This window comes from Extibacter sp. GGCC_0201, assembly GCF_017566055.1.
In the GTDB taxonomy this organism is placed as follows: domain Bacteria; phylum Bacillota; class Clostridia; order Lachnospirales; family Lachnospiraceae; genus Extibacter.
The window spans coordinates 12,720-34,783 of record NZ_JABFCH010000026.1; the positions used below are offsets into that span (position 1 = coordinate 12,720).

The window sequence follows — 22,064 nt, forward strand, 5'->3', positions numbered from 1 at the left end:
TAATTTATTGATTTTTACGCATTTTTCTTAATTTTCTTCCTGTATTTCTTCTGCATTGAATGTGATTGTAGTATTTCCTTCCGAATAGTTTTCCAGATGGAGTGTTCCTTCTTTCCCCTCCAGCTTCTCCATAATCGGCGGAATCTGTGCGATCTGTTCCGAAGAGACACTGCTACCTAGTGAAATCCGTATCTTTCCTTTATATAGATATATCTTGTTGTCCTGACATACGATCTTGTCCGGGGACAGCTTATATTTTTTCACTTGCTGCGAAGTTACGAGCATCTCTTCGAAGATACTTTTATCCTTGCTCTCAATCATGCCGTACAGGCTGATATCACCGGTATCTATCCCTTCTATGCATGGAAGCCCCTCGATAAAATCCGGGCCTTTATATACGATCATTCCTTCTTTGTCAAAATATGCGTACTCATTTCCCGCGTATATGTAACCTACGATCGGCTTTTCCTTCACTGTCACCTTCACAATCCATGGCGCTTTCATGCTGACTTTCATATCATCCAGACACGGAAGCTGCTCTCCGCGGCCAAGCGCGTATTTTCCGAGTATGTACAACGTATTGATTGAAAACCCGTCATTCTGGACCGTATTGATAATCTCCTTATCCTTACAGTATTCGTTCCCCTCGACTTCTATCTTTTGTACATAGAAAAGAATCAGGACTGCAAGCACGATTATGGCAATGCCCATGACCAGAACCATAAGCGCATAGACTTTATGGCTTTTTTTCTTCTTTTTCTTCGGCCTTGCCGCCTCATCCTCCTGATACTCATTTTTTCCCATCGTATACTCCTCCTAAGCTTTCTCCTTACCCTCTCTCATTCTATCAGAGATGACACGCTGAGCACAAGCCCCATTTCCAGCAGCAGAAATACGACCGAGGTGCCCCCGTAGCTGATGAACGGAAGGGTGATTCCCGTGTTCGGAATCGTGTTCGTCACGACCGCGATATTCAGGATAACCTGTATCATCATATGTCCCATGGCCCCGGCCGCTATCAGCGCCCCGAACAGGTCCTTCGCATGTGTGGCAATGACGAAAAAGCGCCAAATAAGTATGAGGAACAAGATAAGTATGAATCCTGCCCCAAATAGCCCAAGCTCTTCACAGACGATAGAGAATATCATGTCATTCTGGGCCTCGGGCACAAACCCAAGCTTCTGCACGCTCTCCCCCAGCCCTCTGCCGAACAGTCCGCCTGAACCGATTGCATACAGTCCCTGCAGCGTCTGGTATCCTTTTTCAAACTCCTCGGGGTTGCGCCAGATTGCGAGCCTCTCCAGACGGTAGCTTTCAAGGGCCAGAAAGATGGTCATAAAGCCGGCTCCGAGCGCACCCATCAATATAAATTGGCTGTATTTAGGGCTTGCCACAAATACGAGAATAACACCTATCCCGAGAATGATAATAGCCGTGCTTAAGTTGCTGGCGCCTACGAGACCGACAATCGGGAGTATGAGGATCATCACCTTTACCATCGTCCTCATCTTTCCCATGCTCTTGACATTTTTCGTTATGATATGTGCCAGGAACAGTATGACGGCCACCTTGGCAAATTCCGACGGCTGAAAAGAAAAAGGCCCCAAAGATAACCATCTTTTGGACCCGTTATACTCATCACCGACAAATATTACCGCAACGGACAGCAGAATCGCCGTGAAATATCCGAGCACAGCCACATGTTTCCACACATGATAATCCATATTGGCAACAAAAAACATTCCGGCAACCCCAAGCACTGTCGCAAATGCCTGTTTCTTCAGATAATAAAACGAATCATGAAATTTCACTTCTCCGTTATATGCACTGGTGCTGTATAGTATCACCAGGCCGATAAGAACGAGCAGCAGCAGGGCTGCCAGCATCGTATAATCATACTTTTTCTTTTTGGACCGTGTCAAGCGATATGCACTCCTTATAAGGAATTTACAATTTCTTTAAACTTATCTCCACGTGTCTCATAATTTGGGAACATATCCCAGCTGGCGCAGGCCGGTGACAGAAGCACTGCTTCTCCGGGCCCCGCGATTTCTGCTGACATAAGCACCGCCTCTTCAAATGTATCTGCGAACGTATAATCATGAAAGCCGCAGCTTTCTGCGTCTTCTGCAATCTTTTCCTTCGTGGCGCCCAGAAGAATCAGCCTCCTGACCTTCCCGCCAAAGCTTTCTATCCATTCCGTATACGAAGAATCTTTGTCATATCCTCCGCCGATAAGTATGGTAGGGCGGTTCATGGCTTGTATTCCCTTGATTGCCGCGTCCGGATTCGTCCCTTTGGAATCATTGTAGTAAGCGACTCCATCCTTCTCCGTGACGAACTCGATCCTGTGTTCCACTCCTTTGAATGCCTTGATGCTCTCCCGGATTCGGTCCATCGGGACACCGTATACGGCAGCCATAGCTACGGCGGCCATAACATTTTCATAGTTGTGGGTGCCGAGAAGCTGCAGCTCCTCCACATGGCAGATACGAATCTCTTCCGGATTCTTATAGACTATCATACCGTCATCAAGATAGATGCCTCTTTCTAGTTTACGCCGGCTGCTGAAATATAGAACCTGCGCCCTGACATTCTTTCCGAATTCCCGTGTCACTTCGTCCTCATAGTTTAGAATGCACCAGTCATCTTCCGTCTGGTTCCTGGCTATATTCTTCTTCGCCTCAATGTATGCTTCCATCGTATGATGACGGTTCAGATGATCCGGCGATATATTGAGCAGAGCGCTCACAGCTGGCCGGAAGCTGACGATGCTCTCCAGCTGGAAGCTGCTCATCTCTGCCACAGCCACCGCATTGTCCGACATCTCTCCCGCCGCGACGGTATATGGATTGCCGATATTGCCTACGACATACACTTCTTCTTTATCATTCTTCATAATCTCGCCGAGCAGCGACGTCGTCGTCGTCTTGCCGTTCGTGCCCGTGATGGCAAGTACGTCACCTTTTCCGAATGCATACGCCAGCTCGACCTCTCCGATGACTTCTATCCCGCGTTCAAACATCTGTCGTACAACAGGCAGGTCCGTCGGCACCCCCGGGCTTAAAACGACAATGTCGAGCGTCTGGAGCAGCTCTTCCGGAAAAGGACCGAGTATAATCTGCACATCTCTTCCGACGCGGCCCGCAAGCTCTGCCTTGTCAAGCTTCTCGTTCCCATCGTACAGCACTACATCCGCACCGTGTTCTGTAAGAAGCCCCACGGCGCCTGTTCCACTGAGTCCGGAACCGAATACGAGCACCTTCTTATTTGTAACTTTCATAATTTCCTCCTACATAGCCATCAGCGCAACGAGACAGAGAAGCGCTGTAATAATAGAAAATACTGCAACGACCTTCGTCTCCGACCACCCGCACAGTTCGAAATGGTGATGTATCGGGGCCATCTTAAAGATACGTCTGCCCCCTGTCTTTTTGAAATAAGTTACCTGTATCATGACGGATAATATCTCCACCATGTATATAAATGCGACGATGATAAGAAAGATCGGCATCTGGAGCATATACGCCGTTGACGCCACAAACCCGCCGAGGGCAAGCGACCCCGTATCACCCATGAACACGCTGGCCGGATAGACATTAAAGAGCAGGAAGCCGAGAAGCGCGCCTACGACAGCACACGTTATCGGCTCTATGCCGCTCTTCGTGCCGATTGCCACCACGGTAAAGAACGTGGCTATCAGGACGGTTACGCTGGACGCCAGGCCGTCCAGCCCATCTGTGAAGTTGGCACCGTTGACCGTTCCGAGCACGGCCACGAACATGAGTGGTATCGCAAGCCAGCCGATGTCAAGGTAATGTCCGCCTGAAAATGGTATGAGCATCGTGAGCGGAATATTTGTAAAACGCACGAGGTAAAACGCGAGGACAGCCGTCACCAGTATCTGCAGCGCAAATTTCTGCTTTGGATACAGGCCGTCGGAACGCTTCATCACGACCTTCAGATAATCATCCAGAAAACCGATGAGTCCAAATCCCAGGGTTACGAACAATATAGGTATTATCTTCGGGTAGTTCTTCAGATAGAACACCGAAGTAACTACAACGCTCACCAGTATGATGACTCCGCCCATCGTTGGCGTGCCTGCTTTTTTCAGGTGAGACTTCACCCCGTCTTCCCGTTCCGTCTGCCCCATCTTAAGCCTTCTTAAAATAGGAATAATCACCGGCCCCATCACTACGCTAAGCGCGAATGCAATCAATACCGGAAGAAAAACTCTATAATCCATAATCCACCTCTTCGCTTCTTTTGTTAATCACTAACCTTACATAGTATACTTCATTTTTTACTCTTTTTCAATGCCAAGATAGGGCAATATATTCTCAAAAATGTCCCGGATGACAGGAGCTGCTATCGTACCACCATAATATACGCCCTGAGGGTTGTATATGACACACATCCCGAGAACCTGCGGGTCATCTGCCGGCGCAAAACCGATAAAGGATGAGATATACTTGTTGGCGCTTCTTGGCAGCGTCTGGGAGGTGGCTGTCTTTCCACCGATGTGGTACCCCTCCACGTAGGCATTCTTACCCGAACCTTCGGAGACAACGCTCTCCAGCAGCATCTGCATCGTCTCGGAAGTCTCTTTTGATACGATATTCTTTTCTTTCTTGTACTTGAACGTCTCTACTTCCTCGCCCTTCGAGTCCATTACTTTGACCCCGAAGTGCGGCGTAACTCTCGTCCCTCCGTTGACAAGGGAGCTGACGGTCGTAGCCATCTGCATCGGTGTTATCTGGAACGACTGTCCGAACGCCATCGTAGCTAGCTCCACCATACCTACGTTGCTTTTCTTGTGCATAATCGTTCCGGCTTCCCCCGGCAGATCTACCCCGGTCATGCCCATGAGTCCGAACTGGTTGAAATATTCATAGAACTTATCAACGCCGAGCCTCAGCCCGATATCGATAAACACAGGGTTACAGGAATTCTGTATTCCCTGCACAAAAGTCTCCGAGCCGTGTCCCCCGACTTTATGACACCGTATCTTCCTGTCTTCCACCACCCGGTAGCCGGGACAGCTGAAATTGTCGTCCAGGGATACGACGCCTTCCTCCAGGCAGGCAGAAGCTGTTATAATCTTGAATGTGGAGCCTGGTTCGTATGTGTCATTGATACAGCCGTTACGCCACATCTGGTTCAGCGCGTCCTGCTTTTCTTCCGGTGACATCGCGCCTGTATCTTCCTCCGTATTGAGCGTAAACGGATCGTTCAGGTTGAATTCCGGCACGTTCACCATGGCGATAATCTCACCGTTCTGCGGGTTCATCAGGAGAATCGACACTTTGTCTGCCTGTTTTTCTTCCATGACCTTCTCCGCCATCTGCTGTGCATACATCTGAATATTATAGTCCAAGCTCACCTGGAGCGTGTTACCGGCGACCGGTTCCATCCGGTCCTCCGCCACACCTTCCAGTTCGACACCTCTGGCATCTGTCGTCGTGAGTATCTTTCCGTTGATCCCTTTCAGATATTCTTCATATTTTACTTCCAGACCGATGATTCCCTGGTTATCCCCTCCTGTGAACCCGAGCACTTTGGATGCCAGTTCATCATATGGATAATAGCGCTTAAAGTCTTCATCTACTTTGACGCCTTCCAGCTCCAGCTCCCGTATCCGGTCTCCTGTCGCCTTATCTACGTTCGTCTTGATACGCTCCATGGAGGAGACCTTTTCTACCTTTTTACGCACGGTATCCTCGTCCATTTCAAGCTCAGCGCAAAGTGCCTTGATCACGCCTTCCGGATCCTTCATCTGGCTGTGTATGACCGATATGGTGCACACGGTCTTGTTCGTCGCAAGCACTGTCCCGCCTGCATCCACAATCTCTCCCCTGGCCGCTTTTATATCTCTTTCCCGCTCGTGGAGCGATTCAGCCTTCTTCTGGTAATATTCGGCATCAAATACCATGAGATACACAAGCCTTCCCACGAGCCCCAGTATGATGGCTGCGGCACAGATAAATACTACAAAGATCTTCTTTTTATTATAGGTCTTATTCTTCACAAAAAAACCTCACAGAAGCCGTTTTTATAACTTATTAACACTTCTGTGAGGTTATTCTACCTAATTTATTCTATTCTGCTTCCGGTGCGGCCTTTGTCACGCCAAGATAAGGGAATATCTCTGCCATTATCTTGGATGCCATCTCGGTCGCATATGAGCTGCTTGCCTGTGCTGCCACATTTGGTTCGTCAATCACGACATATACGACTACTTCTGGATTGTCCTGGGGCGCATATCCGATAAAGGATACGAGATATTTTCCGTTGCCACGGGGCTGCTTCTCTGCGGTTCCTGTCTTGCCTCCTATGTCATAGCCTTCTACCGCCGCCGAACTGCCGGTACCTTCCTGCACGACGCCAAGCATATAGTCTTTGATTATCTCGCTCGTCTCTTTTGAAACAGTCCGTTTTACGAGCACCGGATCCTTGTTTTCCGTGACATTCCCGTTTTCATCCTGAATCTGCTTCACCACATGGGGCTTATAATAATCACCTCCGTTGATGAGCGAACAGAATGCGGATGCCATCTGGGTCATGGTTACGTTGAAGTTCTGGCCGAATGCATTAGTTGCAAGGCTGGCAGGGTCCATATTATCAGGCTCATACAGCAGCCCTGTCTCTTCTCCCGGCAGATCTATGCCTGTGGACGAGCCAAAACCGAACAGCTCCTGGTATTTGCAGAACTCGTCATTACCAAGCGCGGCGCCTATCTGCATCAATGCCACATTACATGAATTTTCAAGCGACTGCTTCAGCGACTGCGTCCCGTGCCCGTCACGGTTGCTGCAGTGTATATCGTGGTCTCCTACATGAAGCATCCCGCCGCAGGTATAGCTTTCGTTTCCGGTCAGTACGCCGGTCTCCAGGCCGGCCGATATGGTGAACGGCTTATAGGTGGACCCCGGTTCATACGTGTCGCTTACGCAGAAGTTGTTCCAAAGTGCATTCAGCTTCTCAAGCTTCTCTTCATCCTCCATACCCTCTATAGCTTCCTCGGAATAGTATTTTGTCAGATCTCTTGGGTTGTTGAGGTCGAAGTTCGGATAAGATGCTTCCGCGATTATCTCGCCGTTCTGTGGGTTCATGACGATAACTGCCGTGTTCTTGCTGCCCTCTCCCTCAGATGCTTCGTTCTTATGCTTTTCGTTGAATTCCAGTATATGCTTTTCAACGATGCTCTGCACCTGGAGGTCTATGGTAGACATGATGGTGCTCCCGTCCACCGCCTCTTTTACCGTGCGCTCCACACTGGATTCCTTGTCAAAATATCCATATTCCCTGCCGTCGGTCCCATTCAGGACAGAATTGTAAGATGCCTCTATCCCGTTGCTTCCCACATTGCCGTCTACGGTAAATCCGACGACATCGCTGGCAAGCGTATTGTATGGATACTTTCTGACATAGTCCTCTTCCAGCCATATGCCTTTTACATCCGGATATTTCTTGTCATCTGCATCTATCTTTTCAAATTCTTTGGCCTTTTCATAATCAATTCCTTTTTTCAGTATGTTGTATCTGCTCCCCGGGTTGTCTTTTATCAGTTTCCTGACATCCTCTTCCTTTATATCGAAGCAGTCTTTCAGCACTTCTATCGTCGGTTCGATATAGTCCTTGTCGCTTGTCATCACCTTTGCATCCAGGATGACATTGTAAACCCGTTCGCTGGTGGCTATCTTTGTCCCGTTCCGGTCCACGATATCGCCCCGCTTGAACGGAATCGTACGGCTGTCGTACTGCTGCTGGTCCAGCACCACCTTCGTATACCTGTCCCCGCTGGCCGCATTGATGTATGTAATTCTCCCTACTAATACGCCAAAAGCTAGTACAATTGCTACGAAGAGCATTACTAGCTTTTTCTGCATTAGTTTGGAAAACTTCCTTTTAAATACATTTCTTGTCTGTTTTCCCATAATTCCACCTGTTTATTATTTTTTGTCTGATTGGGCAAGTATACCGTCTTCCGGTATATCCTCATATTGTTTCACATAATCTGACGAGGGATTGTCATACTCTACAATCTGATCTGAAGTGGCATATACCATTCCCAGTTCATTTTGCGCCTTGTCCCGAATCTCGTCCAGATTGACGGAATCCATTACAGCATTATACTTTGTATTATTCTCTTCTTTCATATCCGCCAGCTCTTCCTGCATCGCAGAGATTGCTTTTGAGCGGCTTGTAAGCCTGGACTGCAGCTGGACATAATTTACACATACTACGAGTGCAAGTATGGCCGCTGCTGCCAGAAATATAACATATCCGGGGCTCATATGCAGCGCTTTCCTGCGGTTATTGCGCACCTGCCTGCTTGTCTTCCTCGGTCTTTCAGGTTCTTTTGTACGCCGTTCCGGCTCGTAAGCCGGTTTTGTCACCACATTGCCGTAGACATACATCTGACCGCGTGTTCTGTTTGATGTTCCATAGGCTGTCCTGCTTCTGGATGATGTATATCTTGCTGCCATGTTTTTCCCCTTTCTAAAATTATCGTCGTTCAAATATGCGGAGCTTGGCACTCTTCGCACGGCTGTTATATTCCAACTCATCCTCATCCGGAAGAATCGGTTTTCTAGTTAAAATACTCCCCTTTGATTCTTTTCCGCATACACATATGGGAAAATCGCTTGGACAGGTGCATGGATTTTCATTCTTCTTAAATGCACTTTTTACTATCCTGTCCTCCAGTGAATGGAAGGTTATGATACACAGCCTCCCGCCTGGCTTTAACAAGTCAATCATATCATCCAGAGAATCCCGTAGAACTTCCAGCTCCCTGTTCAGTTCAATACGGATAGCCTGGAACGTCCTCTTGGAAGGATGCCCAGACTTTTTCTGGTATTTCATCGGAATGGCTTGTCTTATAATACCGGTCAGCTGACCGGTAGTTTCGATGGGCCTCTCCGCGCGTGCGGCTACAATATGTTTGGCGATGTTCTTTGCAAACTTATCTTCCCCGTAGTCCCGTATCACGCGGTAGAGGTCCATCTCACCGTAGTCATTGACGATGTCCCTGGCTGTCATCTTCTGACGCGTATCCATCCTCATGTCCAGCGGCGCATCTTCGCGATAGGAGAATCCCCGCTCTGCCGTATCCAGCTGATAAGATGATACGCCCAGATCAAGTACGATCCCGTCGACTTTGTCAATGCCTAACTGATGGAGCTGCGACTTCATATCACAATAGTTGCTCCTGACTATCGTGACCTTCTCCCCGAAGTCTTTTAAGCGGCCGCCTGCGGCAGTGATAGCCGCCGCGTCCTGGTCTATTCCTACAATACTCCCCTTGTTTCCTAAGCGTCTGCATATCTCGTATGCATGTCCACCTCCACCAAGCGTTCCGTCCACATATGTGCCGTCCGGCCTGATATTCAACCCATTAATAGTTTCTTCAAGTAATACTGACTTGTGTTCGAATCCCATATCTTCTCCCTCTAGATACTGAATCCACTCTCTTCCATATCAGAAGCAATATCCTCAATGTTGAGCTCCACTTCAGCATTCTTTTCATCCCATCTTGCCTTGTCCCATATCTCGGCACGCTTCCCCATGCCGATAAACACGACCTCTTTTTCAAGATGCGCGTAGGTCCTCAGTACAGAAGGAATTAAAGTTCTTCCTTGCTTGTCAAGGTCGCCATCAGTTGCACTCCCCTGAAAGAAGTAGGCAAAAGCTCTTGCTTTTTTGTCTGTGGTCGTAGGTAAAGCGTTAAGTTTATCTTCGAAGGCGTTCCATTCATCTTCAGGATATACATATAAGCAGTTTTCCATACCTTTTGTTATGACGAAATTCTCCCCTAGATCGTCACGAAACTTGGCCGGAATGATTAATCTTCCCTTAGGGTCGATATTATGACTGTATTCTCCTTTCAACATAAGAACTCACCCTCTTTCAAGTGGTCTGCCACTTTTGCACCACTTTATACCACTTTTCACCACTTTCTACCACTTGAATACATTGTAAACCACTTTTTGGGCGATTTCAACCCTTTTTTAAGAAAATTTTGAAAGGGGTCAGACCCCTGTGGCCACAGGGGTCTGACCCCTTTCAAAATTCAGGCCATTGTCAGACTTCTTTTTCTTTTGTTTTCAAACACAAAAACAAGGCGCTGCAGTGCAGATGGACCAGCCATCTATTCTGCAGCGCCTTTGTAATCTTGAATCTTACCGGCTATTCTTCTGTATTTCCTGCCGCCTCGGTGAGGTTTGTGGAAAATTCCGTCAGCGCGGTATAATCGATTTCTACTGACTCTTTTGGTTTGTTAGACTTATATGTTCCGTAGGCAGAATATCCAACCCAGCCTACAAGAAGAAGCGCGGCCAGCCCTACGACACATTTGCGGGCTACGTTTGCGGCTTTCTCCTTTTTCACATTCTTTTTGCGGTTAGCTTTTTCTTGTTTATACCTGTCTACTTTTTCCTGGCTCATATTTTTCGCTCCTTCTATAGCTCAATAACTAAAAGTTATTCTACCATAGTTTCCGGCATTATACAACTACAATTACGCCTCCGTCTGAAGCGTACATACTGCTGATTCCAGCCGTATCCAAAATGATGACATCCCGGAAATCTGCCTTTTCAAGCAGCATGTCTTTTACCTGACGGGCACGTTCGGGACAGTTGCAGTGTGATATGGCAAGTATCTTCTTCCCCGGCTCTTTCAGTCTCTTCGCAATCTCATCTACCATTTTCACGAGAGCCTTCTTAATCCCTCTTGCTTGTCCAAGCTGGCAGATGGTTCCTTCCGCCGTGGCGCCCATCACCGGCTTTATGTTAAGCGCCGTGGCGACGATAGCCTTTAGGCCCGTAAGCCGTCCGTTCTTCCGCAATGTCTCAAGTGTCTCTAGCACAAAATACGTATCTTGTTCCGCTATATATTCTTCTACCGTATCCACTACGTCCTGAAATGCCATCCCTGCCTCCTCACACTCTGCAATCTTCAGTGCTATTAATGTCTCACCGACAGAGGCTGAGCGGGAGTTGAACACGTAGATATCTTTCTCCCCATATTCTTCACGGTACAGGTTCTTGCCGAGCAGGGCGCTGTTGTAGGAACCGCTCAGCTCCGAGGATAGCGTCACCGCATATACATGATTCGCTTCACAGTGAAATCCCTCCATATATCTCTCCGGTGACGGACAGGAAGACTTTGGACATTCCGGCGAAACTGCCACCAGTTTCAGAAATCTTTCCTGGTCAAAAGTCTCGTCATCAACAATCTGCTGTCCCGCCACTTCTATTTTAAGAGACGCCGTCTCAAAGCACCCGGACTTCTTCATCTTATCTGTAAGTTCTCCACAGCTGTCTACAATCACTTTATAACTCATATCTTTCCTCCCGGCATACCATATCTGTGTTTGTTTGGCATGTCATCTGTTGCTATAATATGTAGTTTTCAATACTACATTTGTAATCATAGCACATTTGTATTGGAAATAAAAGTATTTTTATTAAAGTTTTCCCAGGTGCCTTAGTCTTCAAACTTAATTTTCCTCGACACTCCGAGTGCAATTCCCATCTCGATTGTCAGAAACAGGATTGAAGTCCCTCCATAGCTGATAAACGGCAGCGTGATTCCGGTCGTCGGAATCAGGTTGATCACAACTGCCACATTCAGAATGACCTGAAGGGCGATATGTGCGAATATACCTGTCACGATGAGAGAACCGTATATGTCTGGCGCATTCTGGGCGATGAAGAGCAGGCGGTACAGAAGCATCCCGAACAGGACGAGTACCAGGATTGCCCCGAACACTCCAAGTTCCTCACATATAATAGAAAGAATCATATCATTCTGGACTTCCGGGATGATCATCTTCTGCGCACTGTTCCCCAGGCCTTTCCCGAAAAAGCCTCCCGAACCGATTGCATACAGCGCCTGCATGATCTGATAGCCGCCTTCTGCAGCATGATCCTCCGGCGCAAGCCATACGAGTATTCTTCTCATACGGAAGTTTTCACTCGTCACAAGTACCCTGCCCAGAATCTGCACCGCCACAAGTATCACGCCCATACCTGCCGTAAATAGCACGATAAACGGCGCCGTCTTCGGATGTACGACAAATACCATGATGCAGGTGATTCCCATTACGATGATAGCCGTGCTCAAGTTGTCCGTCAGGAATAAAACGCAGGCGGCGGAAAAAGCACCCCACGCAAGTATTTTCGCGATTCCCCCAAGCGTCTTAATCTCCTTGCCCATCTTGCAGATAAGCACAGGAATAAATAAGATGATTGCTATCTTCGCCACCTCTGCCGGCTGGAACTGCTGGTCGAATGGCAGCTGTATCCAGCGCTTGGCGCCATTTACCTCTTTTCCCAGAGGCGTCTTTACAAGCATCATCAAAAATACAGAGACTAAATACAACGGCTTGGCCCATTTTATATAAATATGATAATCAATCTTAGCCACCACGTATATGACTATGAGCCCCATCACGCAGAATATAAGCTGTCGTTTGAAATAATGCATACTGTCGCCATAAGTTACAAGCGCGCTGTATGAACTCGTGCTGTACAGCATTACAAGTCCAAAACAGATGAGAAATATAAGGACCGCAAGCATACTGTAATCAAAATACCGTGCCTTCGTCATTTTCCTTTTTCTTGTCTTCCGACTTCTCGCCATAATATCTACACTCCAATCTACCGTTCTTATTATAACGATATGAAAGAATAAAAACAACTGCATTTTCTGCCTGGCCGGGTATTCCCTCGCTATATGGAGTGCACAGGCTGCCTAAGGTTCCGGTATTCATGTCTGCATATCCCACACTTTTTGAAGTCCATCGCATTTCTCCAGATGGGGACACTCCCCCTGTACATAAGAGATTACCGGGCTTCTGTGTTCATACTGTCTGATGGCCTCCTTGAGCTTATCAAGCATCTGTGTCCGGTCCACGGGCAGACGTCCCCGGACACGGAACTGTATATAATCATGGAATCCATCGTATATGACCGGCTGTTCCCCTGCTGCCTTGATGAGCTCCAACAGCCTTCTTTCTTCCCGGAGGTTCTCAAGCTCATCCGCAGGCCGGAAAGTATTGTCCAGGATATGCTGGTACAGCGGCACTTCCTTATGATGGAACATGGAGAAGTTGACCACATGCCGAGGAGATGTGCTGTTCAAAAAGGCGGCAAGAGCCTCTGCATTTTCTGCTCCTCTGCCTGCGCCCGCCACCCCTGTCATAATATGTGCATCAAATATCATTCCTGCCATGCTTATTCTCTTGACAGCCTCATAGGCCTGACTCATATCATGGTCTTTCTCCATGTAAGCCAGTACATCATCCAGGCCGCTTTCGATACCGATATACAGATGACGGACTCCCTTTCGATGGAGCATCGCCAGCTCTTCATCCGATTTCATGAGAATGCTCGTTACCGTCGCGTCCATGTTGACAGCCTCGCATTGAGGGAAATAGCCCCGAATCATGTCGAGCACTTTTTCCAGATGTCCGGCCTTAAGTCCAAATGCGTTGCCATCCCCGAGAAATATTCTCCTCGGCCGCCCGTTCATATCTCGGACGCGTCTCAGCTCGGCTTCAACCTGCGAAAGCGGAATCTCTCTGTAGGCCAGATGCCGGAAAAGGTTGCAGAACTTGCACCTGCCATAAGAGCATCCTACCATTACCGGAAGCATGAACGATGCCCGCTCCATAGGTGCACGGCAAATCTGCCCTTCATATATCATAATCATCACTCCTGTCTTCTGTGGTAATGTTTCTGTCATCGTATAATTATACTATACTCCTTATATCCTGTACAGCGAAGTCAAATACCTCGCTGCGAGCTACAGGGCATATGACCCTCGTGTCAGCCGCCAAGGCTAGCGGGCCTGGCTTTGGCTCGTTGCCCAAGGGATTAAATCAGGGCTTCTGACAAGTATGGTTCTGATGTCTGCAATGAGGAAGATGAATTCAGATACATATTTCCTCATACGTGTGAGCATCATACTTTTGAAAGGAGTGTGCACGTATGAAAGAAAATAAATCTTCATTTACAACGGAACGTCCAATCGACTATATGGAGAGCAAAGACGCTTATGACGGTAAGATCAACGCTTCCAACTCCGAAAAATCAGTTGAACCACTTCCGGAGTCTGAACGTCCGAGAAAAGACGGACCAGGCGGCGAATAGCCGCAAAACCGGCTGCCCACCCAGGCAGCCGGTTACGTCTTTGTATCAGTCATTCTATTATTGTCTAACGGTAACGATCCGGAAGCATCTCTCTCAGCTTTTCCGTTTCCATCTCCGTCATCTCAGGCACTTGGGCAAGCGGAAACGGTATGCCCATCGTTTCATATTTTTCCAGACAGAGCTTCCTAAACGGCAGCAGCTCGATCTTCTCAACATTCGGATACGCTTCCAGGAAATCCACCAGCTTTATCATATGTTCTTTCGTGTCATTGATGCCAGGGACGACGACCCTGCGGATCCAAAGCGGTATGTTCTTCTTTTTTACCAGATCCAAGAACGCAATCACCTTCTGGATATCTGCCTTGCAGTAATATATGTAGTCTTCCGCAGTTAGGAACTTTACATCAGCCAGTACCAAATCCGTGTACTCTAATACGCGTTCGGCCTTCTGCAGATCTCCGACCCCGCTCGTATCCAGAGCCGTGTGTATCCCTTCTTCCTTGAGAATGCAAAACAGCTCTGTGACAAATTCCGGCTGCATGAGCGGCTCCCCGCCTGTCACCGTGACACCTCCATTTTTCAGATATGGCAGATAGCGGCGGATCTTCTCCGCCACCTGTTCCGCCGCGTACTCTATTCCGGCATCCGGCTCCCACGTATCCGGGTTATGGCAGTAGGCGCACCGCAGAGGGCAGCCCTGCATGAACACCACGAATCTGAGCCCCGGCCCGTCCACCGCCCCCATGGACTGGAAGGAGTGGATACGGCCGCTACATCGTCTCATGGAAAGTACGTGAAATCACTTCCTTCTGCTGTTCACGTGTCAGCTTGTTGAAGTTCACCGCATAGCCGGATACGCGGATAGTAAGGTTAGGATATTTGTCAGGATTATCGTATGCATCCATAAGCGTATCCCTGTTCAGCACATTTACATTCAAATGATGTGCCATCTGGCCAAAATATCCGTCCAGTATGGATGTCAGGTTATCAAGCCTTTCTTCCTCTGTCTTTCCAAGCGCCTGCGGGACAACAGAAAATGTATTGGAGATTCCATCCTTACAGTATTGATAAGAAAGCTTTGCGACAGAGTTAAGAGAAGCAAGCGCCCCGTTCTTCTCCCTTCCGTGCATCGGATTGGCACCCGGTGCGAAGGGCTCTCCCGCTTTCCGGCCGTCCGGTGTGGAACCAGTCTTCTTGCCGTACACGACATTGGAGGTTATCGTGAGTATGGAAAGGGTTGGTTCAGCGTCACGGTACAGCTTCTGTTTTTTCAGTTCTTCACAGAACAGTTTTACCTGTTCACAGGCAATGTCATCCACACGGTCGTCATCATTACCGAACGCCGGATACTCTCCTTTTATCTCAAAATCTATGATAAGACCCGTCTCCTCGTCGCGGATGCATCTCACCTTAGCATACTTGATGGCGGAAAGAGAATCTGCAAGCACGCTCATCCCTGCGATGCCAAATGCCATGAATCGGTGCACTTCTGTGTCGTGCAGTGCCATCTGCGTCTTTTCGTAGGCATATTTGTCATGCATATAATGGATGACATTCATCGTGTTGGCATACATCTTAACGAGCCATGGACGGTATACGTCCAGAAGTTCCATAACCTTGCCGTAATCCAGATATTCTCCGTCGTATGGTTCATGCGCCGGCCCTACCTGTATGTTCTGCTTTTCATCCCTGCCGCCGTTCAGCGACATGAGCAGCAGCTTGGCAAGATTGGCACGGGCTCCGAAGAACTGCATCTCCTTCCCGATTCTCATGGCAGACACACAGCAGGCAATTCCGTAATCGTCGCCAAACTGCGGACGCATCAGGTCATCATTTTCATATTGGATGGCATCCGTATCACAGGAAACCTTTGCGCAGTACTTCTTAAAATTATCCGGAAGGTCCTTCGACCACAATACCGTAAGGTTCGGCTCTGCCGATGGCTTCAGGTTGTAGAGCGTATGGAGCATGCGGAAGGAATTTTTCGTCACGAGCGTCCTGCCGTCCTCACCCATGCCGCCTACGGATTCCGTAATCCACATCGGGTCGCCGGCAAACAGTTCGTTATAGTCCGGCGTGCGCAGATGGCGTGCCATACGCAGCTTCATCACAAAGTCATCGATAATCTCCTGGGCTCCTTCTTCGCTCAGGATGCCTTTTGCAATATCCCGTTCAAAATAGATGTCAAGGAATGTCGAGGTGCGGCCAAGGCTCATGGCTGCTCCGTTCTGCTCTTTGATGGCGCCGAGATAGGCAAAGTACAGCCACTGTACCGCTTCCCTGGCGTCCGCCGCGGGCTTTGTAATATCATATCCGTACATGGCGGCCATGTCGCGCAGCTTGCCGAGGAAGTTAATCTGCTGGTACAGCTCTTCCTGCTGGCGTATATGGTCTACATCCATGACCTCCAGGCTCAGCCTGTCTTTGTCCGCCTGCTTCTGTCCAATCAGATAGTCAAGACCGTAGAGGGCGACACGGCGGTAATCGCCGATGATACGTCCGCGTCCGTAAGCATCAGGCAGACCCGTGATAAGGCCGCAATGTCTGGCTGCTTTCGTCTCCTTGTTGTAGACACGGAATACTCCGTCGTTGTGGGTCGTCCTATACTGGAATTCGTCTTCCACCTTCTGTGACAGCTCATAGCCATACGCCCGGCATGCGTCCCTTGTCATGCGCAGGCCGCCGAAGGGATTGACGCCCCTTTTTAGTGGACGGTCCGTCTGGAGCCCTACGATAATCTCCTGTTCCTTATCCAGATAACCCGGCTTGTAATTCAAAAGAGAAGTGACCGTCTGGGTATCGATGTCAAGCACGCCTCCGAACTCACGCTCAAGCCCAAGCAGATTCTCAAACTTATGCAGCAGCTTATCGGTACGTTCCGTCGCCGGCTTCAGGAAATCCCCATTACCTGTATAAGGGGTATAGTTCTTCTGGATGAAATCACGTACATTCATCTCTTCCTGCCATATCCCCGGATTAAAACCTTCCCACTGTGTAAACATATTCCATTCCTCCTGTTCTCTGTGTGTATGACACCATTCCCTGCGCTCTTTTCATTGGGGCCTGACCCCTTTCGAAAGGGGCCTGACCCCAACCGCTAAAAAAAGAGCAGCACCAGAAAAATGATGCTGCCCAGACGGTCGGCTTATTCCAAGACTTCATTCCCCTGTGGTAACCCACATTATCCGTCAGTAATGAAATCCTTTTTGTTTACTTTACGGGGTGAGTATAACATTAACCTGCCGCAAAAGTCAAGCGTATTTTCATAGGGGTCAGACCCCCTGCATATGCAGGGGTCTGACCCCTTCGACAATTCACGCTATTTTCTGACATCAAACTCTGGATTGAATGCATAGAAGTTCTTGCTGTCCAGGTTATCCTGTACGATGCGCAGGGATTCGCCGAATCGCTGGTAGTGTACGATTTCGCGCTCTCTCAGGAAGCGGATTGGCTCACATACTTCTGGGTCCTTTACGAGCCTTAGTATATTATCGTAAGTAGTTCGAGCTTTTTGTTCTGCCGCCATGTCTTCGTGAAGGTCCGTTATAGGATCGCCTTTAGACTGGAACTCGCACGCATTGAACGGTATTCCTGCAGCAGCCTGGGGCCACAGAGCAAGAGTATGGTCTACGTAATATTTGTCAAAGCCGGATTTTTCTATCTCCTCCGGTGTCAGGTCCTTTGTAAGCTGGTAGACGATAGAGCAAATCATCTCCATGTGAGCCAGCTCTTCTGTTCCGATATCTGTCAGGATGCCTGTCACTTCCTTATATGGCATTGTATACCTCTGTGAAAGGTACCTCATTGATGCCGAAAGCTCTCCGTCAGGGCCACCAAACTGTGACATGATTACCTGTGCAATCCTCGGATTCGTCTGTGTTATTTTTACCGGATGCTGCAGTCTTTTCTCATAATTCCACATATACTAACATCCTCCTTCCTGCCACGGCCATGGCTCGTTGATCCATTTCCACCTGTCTGCTTCCGTATCAGCAGTGTCAAGTGTCAATGGGCCGTAGTATCTGGCATATTCTTTCAATGCCTGGACTCTCTGCCTTTGAAATTCATTGAAGAATTCAAGTGCTTCTTCATTACAAGGATGCGTATCGAGAAACAACTTTACATCATCCACCGCAAAACTCACCGCGTTGATCCAATCCAATAGTTCATGTCTGCAAGGTTTGTTGTCTGTCATCTTGAACACCCTCCTATCCCCCGGAATGGTTTGTTCAGTTCTTCAAAAATCGTACCGCAATGTAATCCTTTTTCGACTTCGTACAAGGCACGCCACTGCTGCCACGGTACATAGGCCATCGCTATGGGCATACCGCTCAGCTCGTCATAAGCTGCCCTGTCATCACAGCAGGCCGGCTGCATCTTCGGCTGTACTTTCGTACGGCAGCCTTCCTCTCTCATGACAGGTGCTGTTCTTCCACAATTATTACGCCTTCCGTACTCCGGCGCATTATAACGGTAATTCGGCATGTGTCATACTCCTTCCATAATCATTTGCAATATTATAGTATGGGACTGACCGGAAAGTTGTGCACAAAAAAGCCGCTGACTACAGATGACTGTGCATCTGCAATCAGCGGCCTTGCTATCGGCTGCCTATTTTAAGAGCATATAAATAATCAATGCTGCCACGGCTACAATTGCAATTCCCAGTATAATCACCGGTACTTTGGAGACCTTATCATCCTCCAAGTCATAATAGTCATCCTCGACTTCCGGCTCCGGCCTTCTCTTCGGCCTCTTTCTCGGTCTCTCTTCCTCCACGGAAAGCAGTTCATCATATGCCTTTCGCATTTCTTTTTCCCGCTTATCCCGCACCTTCTTCGGCGGAATATTGGCATACTTCTGTAATTCCTCTTCCCCGCGCTGCTTCGTTCCTGGTAACTTGAACTTCTTTCTGCAGTTAAAGCATAACATGTAATCCGGGTCTTTCTGGCTCGGTTTTAACGGCTGGCCGCATTTTGGACATTTCATGGAAATCTGTCCCTCCTCGTTCGTTTCTATCTGTACTTCCACTGCGTATTATACTATATCACAGTGCAAATATCAAAACAATTTACATAGTTGTCCTGCTTCTCTACACTTCTGCAGAAAATCCAAGGTCATCCAAAGCTTCCATGGCGGTTTTTACACAGTGTTCGCATCCGTCCACCGTCACCGTCTTATCCTCCAGGCTCACCTTAAAATCAAGCCCTTCCTCTGTCAAAAGCCTGGTAATCCTCTCCACACATTTCTCACAGTGCATATCTGCCACTTTAATCACTGTCATCTGGCCCGTCCTCCTATTTCATCAATTTTTGAATCGTATCGCAAAGTTCGTCCACCACTTCCACTTTGCCCTCCTGTATATCATCAACCACACACGTATGGATGTGGTTCACGAGCAGCTTTTTGCTGAATGCATTCAACGCCGCCTGAATGGCGGATACCTGCGTCAGTATATCCACACAGTACCGGTCCTCCTCCAGCATCTTCTTGATTCCCCTTACCTGTCCCTCGACGCGGTTCAGCCTCGTCACCAGCTCTTTATATTCGCCGGCATCCCGGTGCTTCGTACGTTCCATACAGCAGCTCTTCTCTTCCATAGTCCCTCTCCTCTTCGTGTATTCTTCCTATAATTTCAGCCTGCGAAGCCTGAGTGCATTTCCCACAACGGTCACGGAGCTCAAGGACATGGCAAGACCCGCAAAGACAGGGTTCAGCAGCGTCCCGTTTATCGCGTACAGCGCACCGGCCGCCAGCGGAATGCCGCAGCTGTTATAGAAGAACGCCCAGAACAGGTTCTGCTTGATATTTCTTATGGTGGCGTTGCTCAGCCGGATGGCCTTATATACGTCATTCAAATCAGACTTCATAAGGACCATATCCCCCGAGTCGATGGCGATATCACTACCGCTTCCGATAGCCACTCCAACATCCGCCTGCACAAGGGCAGGAGCATCATTGATGCCATCTCCCACCATCATCACGCGGCGCCCTTCCTTCTGAAGCTTCTCCACCACATTTGCCTTATCCTGCGGCAGCACCTCTGCAACCACATGGTCTACTCCTACTTTACCCCCAATATACTCTGCCGTCAACCGGTTATCGCCAGTCAGCATATAGACCTGTATGCCCAGTTCCTTCATACGTGCCACAGCTTCCCGGCTTGTCTCCTTCACCGGATCCGCCACGCTGATGATTCCGGCCGGGGCAGATGCCTCTTCTGCACCATCTTCCGGTCTGCCTGGCTTCTGCACGACAAACATAGGGGTCTGCCCTTTCGCGGCAATTGCCTCCGCCTCCTTACCGTATGCGCCAAGCCCTATCCCAAGAGACTCGCACAGCTTCCTGTTGCCAATATAATATGTGTCACTCCCGATGACCGCTTCGATGCCCTGACCGGTGACGCTCTGGAACTCTTCCGCTTTCAGAAGCGGCAGTCCTCTCTTTTTAGCCTCTTCCACGATAGCACGCCCGAGCGGATGCTCCGAAGCCTGTTCGCAGGACGCCGCAATCTGCAGCACCAGCTCCTCATCGTTGTCATGGCTTATGATGTTCATGACCGCCGGCTTTCCTTCTGTAATCGTTCCTGTCTTGTCAAGCACGACTGCGTCGGCCTTGTGTGCAATCTCAAGCGCCTCGCCGCTCTTGATCAGGATGCCGTTGCCCGCGCCAAGCCCGGTCCCGACCATAATGGCAGTGGGGGTTGCAAGCCCGAGCGCACACGGGCACGCAATGACAAGCACCGATACGAATATGGTAAGCACGAAGGCAACGTCGTGCCCAAGCAGCGCCCACACGACCGCCGCCACAAACGCGATACACATGACGGCAGGGACAAAGTACCCCGCTACCGTATCCGCGAGCTTTGAGATCGGCGCTTTCCTTCCCTGGGCGTCCTCCATCATCTTTACAATCTTCGCAAGCGTCGTATCCGCACCGACACGGGTAACCTCAACGGTGACGGCACCCTGGTAATTGACACTGCCTCCGATGACCTCCGAACCCGCCTCCTTCTCAACCGGGATGCTTTCGCCCGTAAGCATGGATTCATCTATCGTCGTTCGCCCTTCGGTAATGGTTCCGTCAAGAGGCACTTTATCCCCCGGCCTGATGAGAATCAGCTCACCTTCCCTTACCTGATCCACCGGTACCTCTGTCTGTTCCCCATCCCTCAGCACACAGGCCGTGTCCGGGGCCAGCTCCATCAGCTTACGTATGGCATCCTTTGTCTTGTTCTTGCTCCGGCCCTCCATGTACTTTCCGACCATGACAAGCGTCACGACGATGGCGGCGGACTCATAATACAGGTTGTGGACCGCCGTGCCGTCTGTACGTATGAGAAATGTCATCACGAGACTGTACACATATGCACTTCCTGTACCTATCGCCACAAGCGAGTCCATATTCGGATGCCCCCTGAACAGGCTTTTAAAACCTACAAGATAGAATTTTCTTCCGTTAAACAAGATGACGGTCGTAAGAATGAGCTGTGCCAGCGCAAAATTGAATGGGCTGTGGTGCATATCCAGTACAGCCGGGAGCGGCATCGGAAACGGTACCATATGCCCCATGGAAATATAGAGAAGCGGAATGGCAAGTATAATATTGATGATGAGATGCGTCCTCGTCTTGTGAACCTCGTCTTCCATCACCGCTTCTTCTTCCTTCTTCTCTTCCTTGCTCTTATCGATGTGGAGCTCCGCACGGAACCCCGCCCTCTCCACTTTTCTGATAATCTCTTCGTCAGACAGTGCCTGTTCGTCAAAGGTTATCGTCATTATGCCGGTCGTCAGGTTCACGCTGCTCTCCGTAACACTTCCAAGCTTCCTCGTAACCCTCTCGACCGCGCTGGAGCAGGCCGCGCAGCTCATACCGCCTATATTAAACTGTTTTGTAATCATG

The 22,064-nt window shown here is 49.0% G+C and carries 23 protein-coding genes and 1 riboswitch; of the genes, 1 reads left to right on the forward strand and 22 read right to left on the reverse strand.

What is annotated here, in order from left to right:
- Positions 1–27 precede the first annotated feature (27 nt).
- The 13 genes from HJV72_RS15465 to HJV72_RS15525 form a co-directional block, all read right to left on the reverse strand.
- A complete protein-coding gene (locus HJV72_RS15465) occupies positions 28–804 on the reverse strand; it encodes a cell division protein FtsQ/DivIB (protein ID WP_208072277.1) in 777 nt (258 codons plus the stop codon).
- A gap of 35 nt (positions 805–839) precedes the next feature.
- Positions 840–1,886: an FtsW/RodA/SpoVE family cell cycle protein gene (locus tag HJV72_RS15470; RefSeq protein WP_208072350.1), complete on the reverse strand. Its 1,047-nt coding sequence runs from the start codon at positions 1,884–1,886 to the stop codon at positions 840–842.
- A 50-nt stretch (positions 1,887–1,936) separates the two neighbouring features.
- Positions 1,937–3,283: a UDP-N-acetylmuramoyl-L-alanine--D-glutamate ligase gene (gene murD / locus HJV72_RS15475; protein WP_208072279.1), complete on the reverse strand. Its 1,347-nt coding sequence runs from the start codon at positions 3,281–3,283 to the stop codon at positions 1,937–1,939.
- 9 nt (positions 3,284–3,292) lie between these two features.
- On the reverse strand, positions 3,293–4,249 hold the full coding sequence (gene mraY / locus HJV72_RS15480; RefSeq protein WP_132274239.1) for a phospho-N-acetylmuramoyl-pentapeptide-transferase: 957 nt from the start codon (positions 4,247–4,249) through the stop codon (positions 3,293–3,295).
- 57 nt (positions 4,250–4,306) lie between these two features.
- Positions 4,307–6,031, reverse strand: coding sequence for a peptidoglycan D,D-transpeptidase FtsI family protein (locus HJV72_RS15485; RefSeq protein ID WP_208072281.1), 1,725 nt, complete (start codon positions 6,029–6,031; stop codon positions 4,307–4,309).
- A 70-nt stretch (positions 6,032–6,101) separates the two neighbouring features.
- Entirely contained in the window at positions 6,102–7,940 is a 1,839-nt protein-coding gene (locus HJV72_RS15490; RefSeq protein ID WP_208072284.1) for a peptidoglycan D,D-transpeptidase FtsI family protein, read from the reverse strand.
- A 15-nt stretch (positions 7,941–7,955) separates the two neighbouring features.
- The gene (locus HJV72_RS15495; protein WP_243765666.1) at positions 7,956–8,492 is read right to left on the reverse strand and encodes a hypothetical protein; all 537 of its coding nucleotides are present in this window, start codon (positions 8,490–8,492) and stop codon (positions 7,956–7,958) included.
- A 19-nt stretch (positions 8,493–8,511) separates the two neighbouring features.
- Positions 8,512–9,447, reverse strand: coding sequence for a 16S rRNA (cytosine(1402)-N(4))-methyltransferase RsmH (rsmH, locus tag HJV72_RS15500; RefSeq protein ID WP_208072285.1), 936 nt, complete (start codon positions 9,445–9,447; stop codon positions 8,512–8,514).
- Positions 9,448–9,458: 11 nt separating this feature from the next.
- Positions 9,459–9,899: a division/cell wall cluster transcriptional repressor MraZ gene (gene mraZ / locus HJV72_RS15505; protein WP_006442076.1), complete on the reverse strand. Its 441-nt coding sequence runs from the start codon at positions 9,897–9,899 to the stop codon at positions 9,459–9,461.
- 295 nt (positions 9,900–10,194) lie between these two features.
- Entirely contained in the window at positions 10,195–10,452 is a 258-nt protein-coding gene (locus tag HJV72_RS15510; protein WP_208072287.1) for a hypothetical protein, read from the reverse strand.
- Between the two features lie 58 nt (positions 10,453–10,510).
- Positions 10,511–11,350, reverse strand: coding sequence for a DegV family protein (locus HJV72_RS15515; protein ID WP_208072289.1), 840 nt, complete (start codon positions 11,348–11,350; stop codon positions 10,511–10,513).
- Between the two features lie 143 nt (positions 11,351–11,493).
- A complete protein-coding gene (locus HJV72_RS15520; RefSeq protein ID WP_208072291.1) occupies positions 11,494–12,651 on the reverse strand; it encodes an FtsW/RodA/SpoVE family cell cycle protein in 1,158 nt (385 codons plus the stop codon).
- A gap of 126 nt (positions 12,652–12,777) precedes the next feature.
- Positions 12,778–13,716 (reverse strand): radical SAM protein, encoded by a 939-nt coding sequence (locus HJV72_RS15525; RefSeq protein WP_208072293.1) that lies wholly within the window; start codon positions 13,714–13,716, stop codon positions 12,778–12,780.
- Positions 13,717–14,000: 284 nt separating this feature from the next.
- On the opposite strand from HJV72_RS15525, the gene HJV72_RS15530 reads away from it, so the two are divergent.
- The gene (locus tag HJV72_RS15530; protein WP_242868224.1) at positions 14,001–14,162 is read left to right on the forward strand and encodes a hypothetical protein; all 162 of its coding nucleotides are present in this window, start codon (positions 14,001–14,003) and stop codon (positions 14,160–14,162) included.
- Positions 14,163–14,226: 64 nt separating this feature from the next.
- Here HJV72_RS15530 and pflA read toward each other — a convergent pair whose 3' ends face one another.
- From pflA to HJV72_RS15575, 9 genes are all read right to left on the reverse strand, one after another.
- Complete coding sequence (pflA, locus tag HJV72_RS15535) at positions 14,227–14,946, reverse strand: pyruvate formate-lyase-activating protein (RefSeq protein WP_208072295.1); 720 nt, start codon at positions 14,944–14,946, stop codon at positions 14,227–14,229.
- Positions 14,933–17,164, reverse strand: coding sequence for a formate C-acetyltransferase (pflB, locus tag HJV72_RS15540; protein WP_208072297.1), 2,232 nt, complete (start codon positions 17,162–17,164; stop codon positions 14,933–14,935). The genes pflA and pflB overlap by 14 nt, the downstream gene beginning before the upstream one ends.
- Before the next feature lie 121 nt (positions 17,165–17,285).
- Positions 17,286–17,368: riboswitch (ZMP/ZTP riboswitch) on the reverse strand.
- A 113-nt stretch (positions 17,369–17,481) separates the two neighbouring features.
- A complete protein-coding gene (locus HJV72_RS15545) occupies positions 17,482–18,084 on the reverse strand; it encodes a manganese catalase family protein (protein ID WP_208072298.1) in 603 nt (200 codons plus the stop codon).
- A gap of 3 nt (positions 18,085–18,087) precedes the next feature.
- Entirely contained in the window at positions 18,088–18,357 is a 270-nt protein-coding gene (locus tag HJV72_RS15550; RefSeq protein ID WP_208072300.1) for a spore coat protein CotJB, read from the reverse strand.
- A complete protein-coding gene (locus HJV72_RS15555) occupies positions 18,354–18,647 on the reverse strand; it encodes a spore coat associated protein CotJA (RefSeq protein ID WP_243765667.1) in 294 nt (97 codons plus the stop codon). Before HJV72_RS15555 ends, HJV72_RS15550 begins: the two co-directional genes overlap by 4 nt.
- Before the next feature lie 126 nt (positions 18,648–18,773).
- The gene (locus tag HJV72_RS15560) at positions 18,774–19,151 is read right to left on the reverse strand and encodes a zf-TFIIB domain-containing protein (RefSeq protein ID WP_208072303.1); all 378 of its coding nucleotides are present in this window, start codon (positions 19,149–19,151) and stop codon (positions 18,774–18,776) included.
- Between the two features lie 103 nt (positions 19,152–19,254).
- On the reverse strand, positions 19,255–19,446 hold the full coding sequence (locus tag HJV72_RS15565) for a heavy-metal-associated domain-containing protein (RefSeq protein WP_066577840.1): 192 nt from the start codon (positions 19,444–19,446) through the stop codon (positions 19,255–19,257).
- 13 nt (positions 19,447–19,459) lie between these two features.
- Positions 19,460–19,762 (reverse strand): metal-sensing transcriptional repressor, encoded by a 303-nt coding sequence (locus HJV72_RS15570; RefSeq protein WP_208072305.1) that lies wholly within the window; start codon positions 19,760–19,762, stop codon positions 19,460–19,462.
- Between the two features lie 27 nt (positions 19,763–19,789).
- Positions 19,790–22,063 carry a heavy metal translocating P-type ATPase gene (locus HJV72_RS15575; RefSeq protein WP_208072308.1) on the reverse strand — a complete coding sequence of 758 codons (2,274 nt, stop codon included), beginning with the start codon at positions 22,061–22,063 and terminating at the stop codon, positions 19,790–19,792.
- Position 22,064 lies beyond the last annotated feature (1 nt).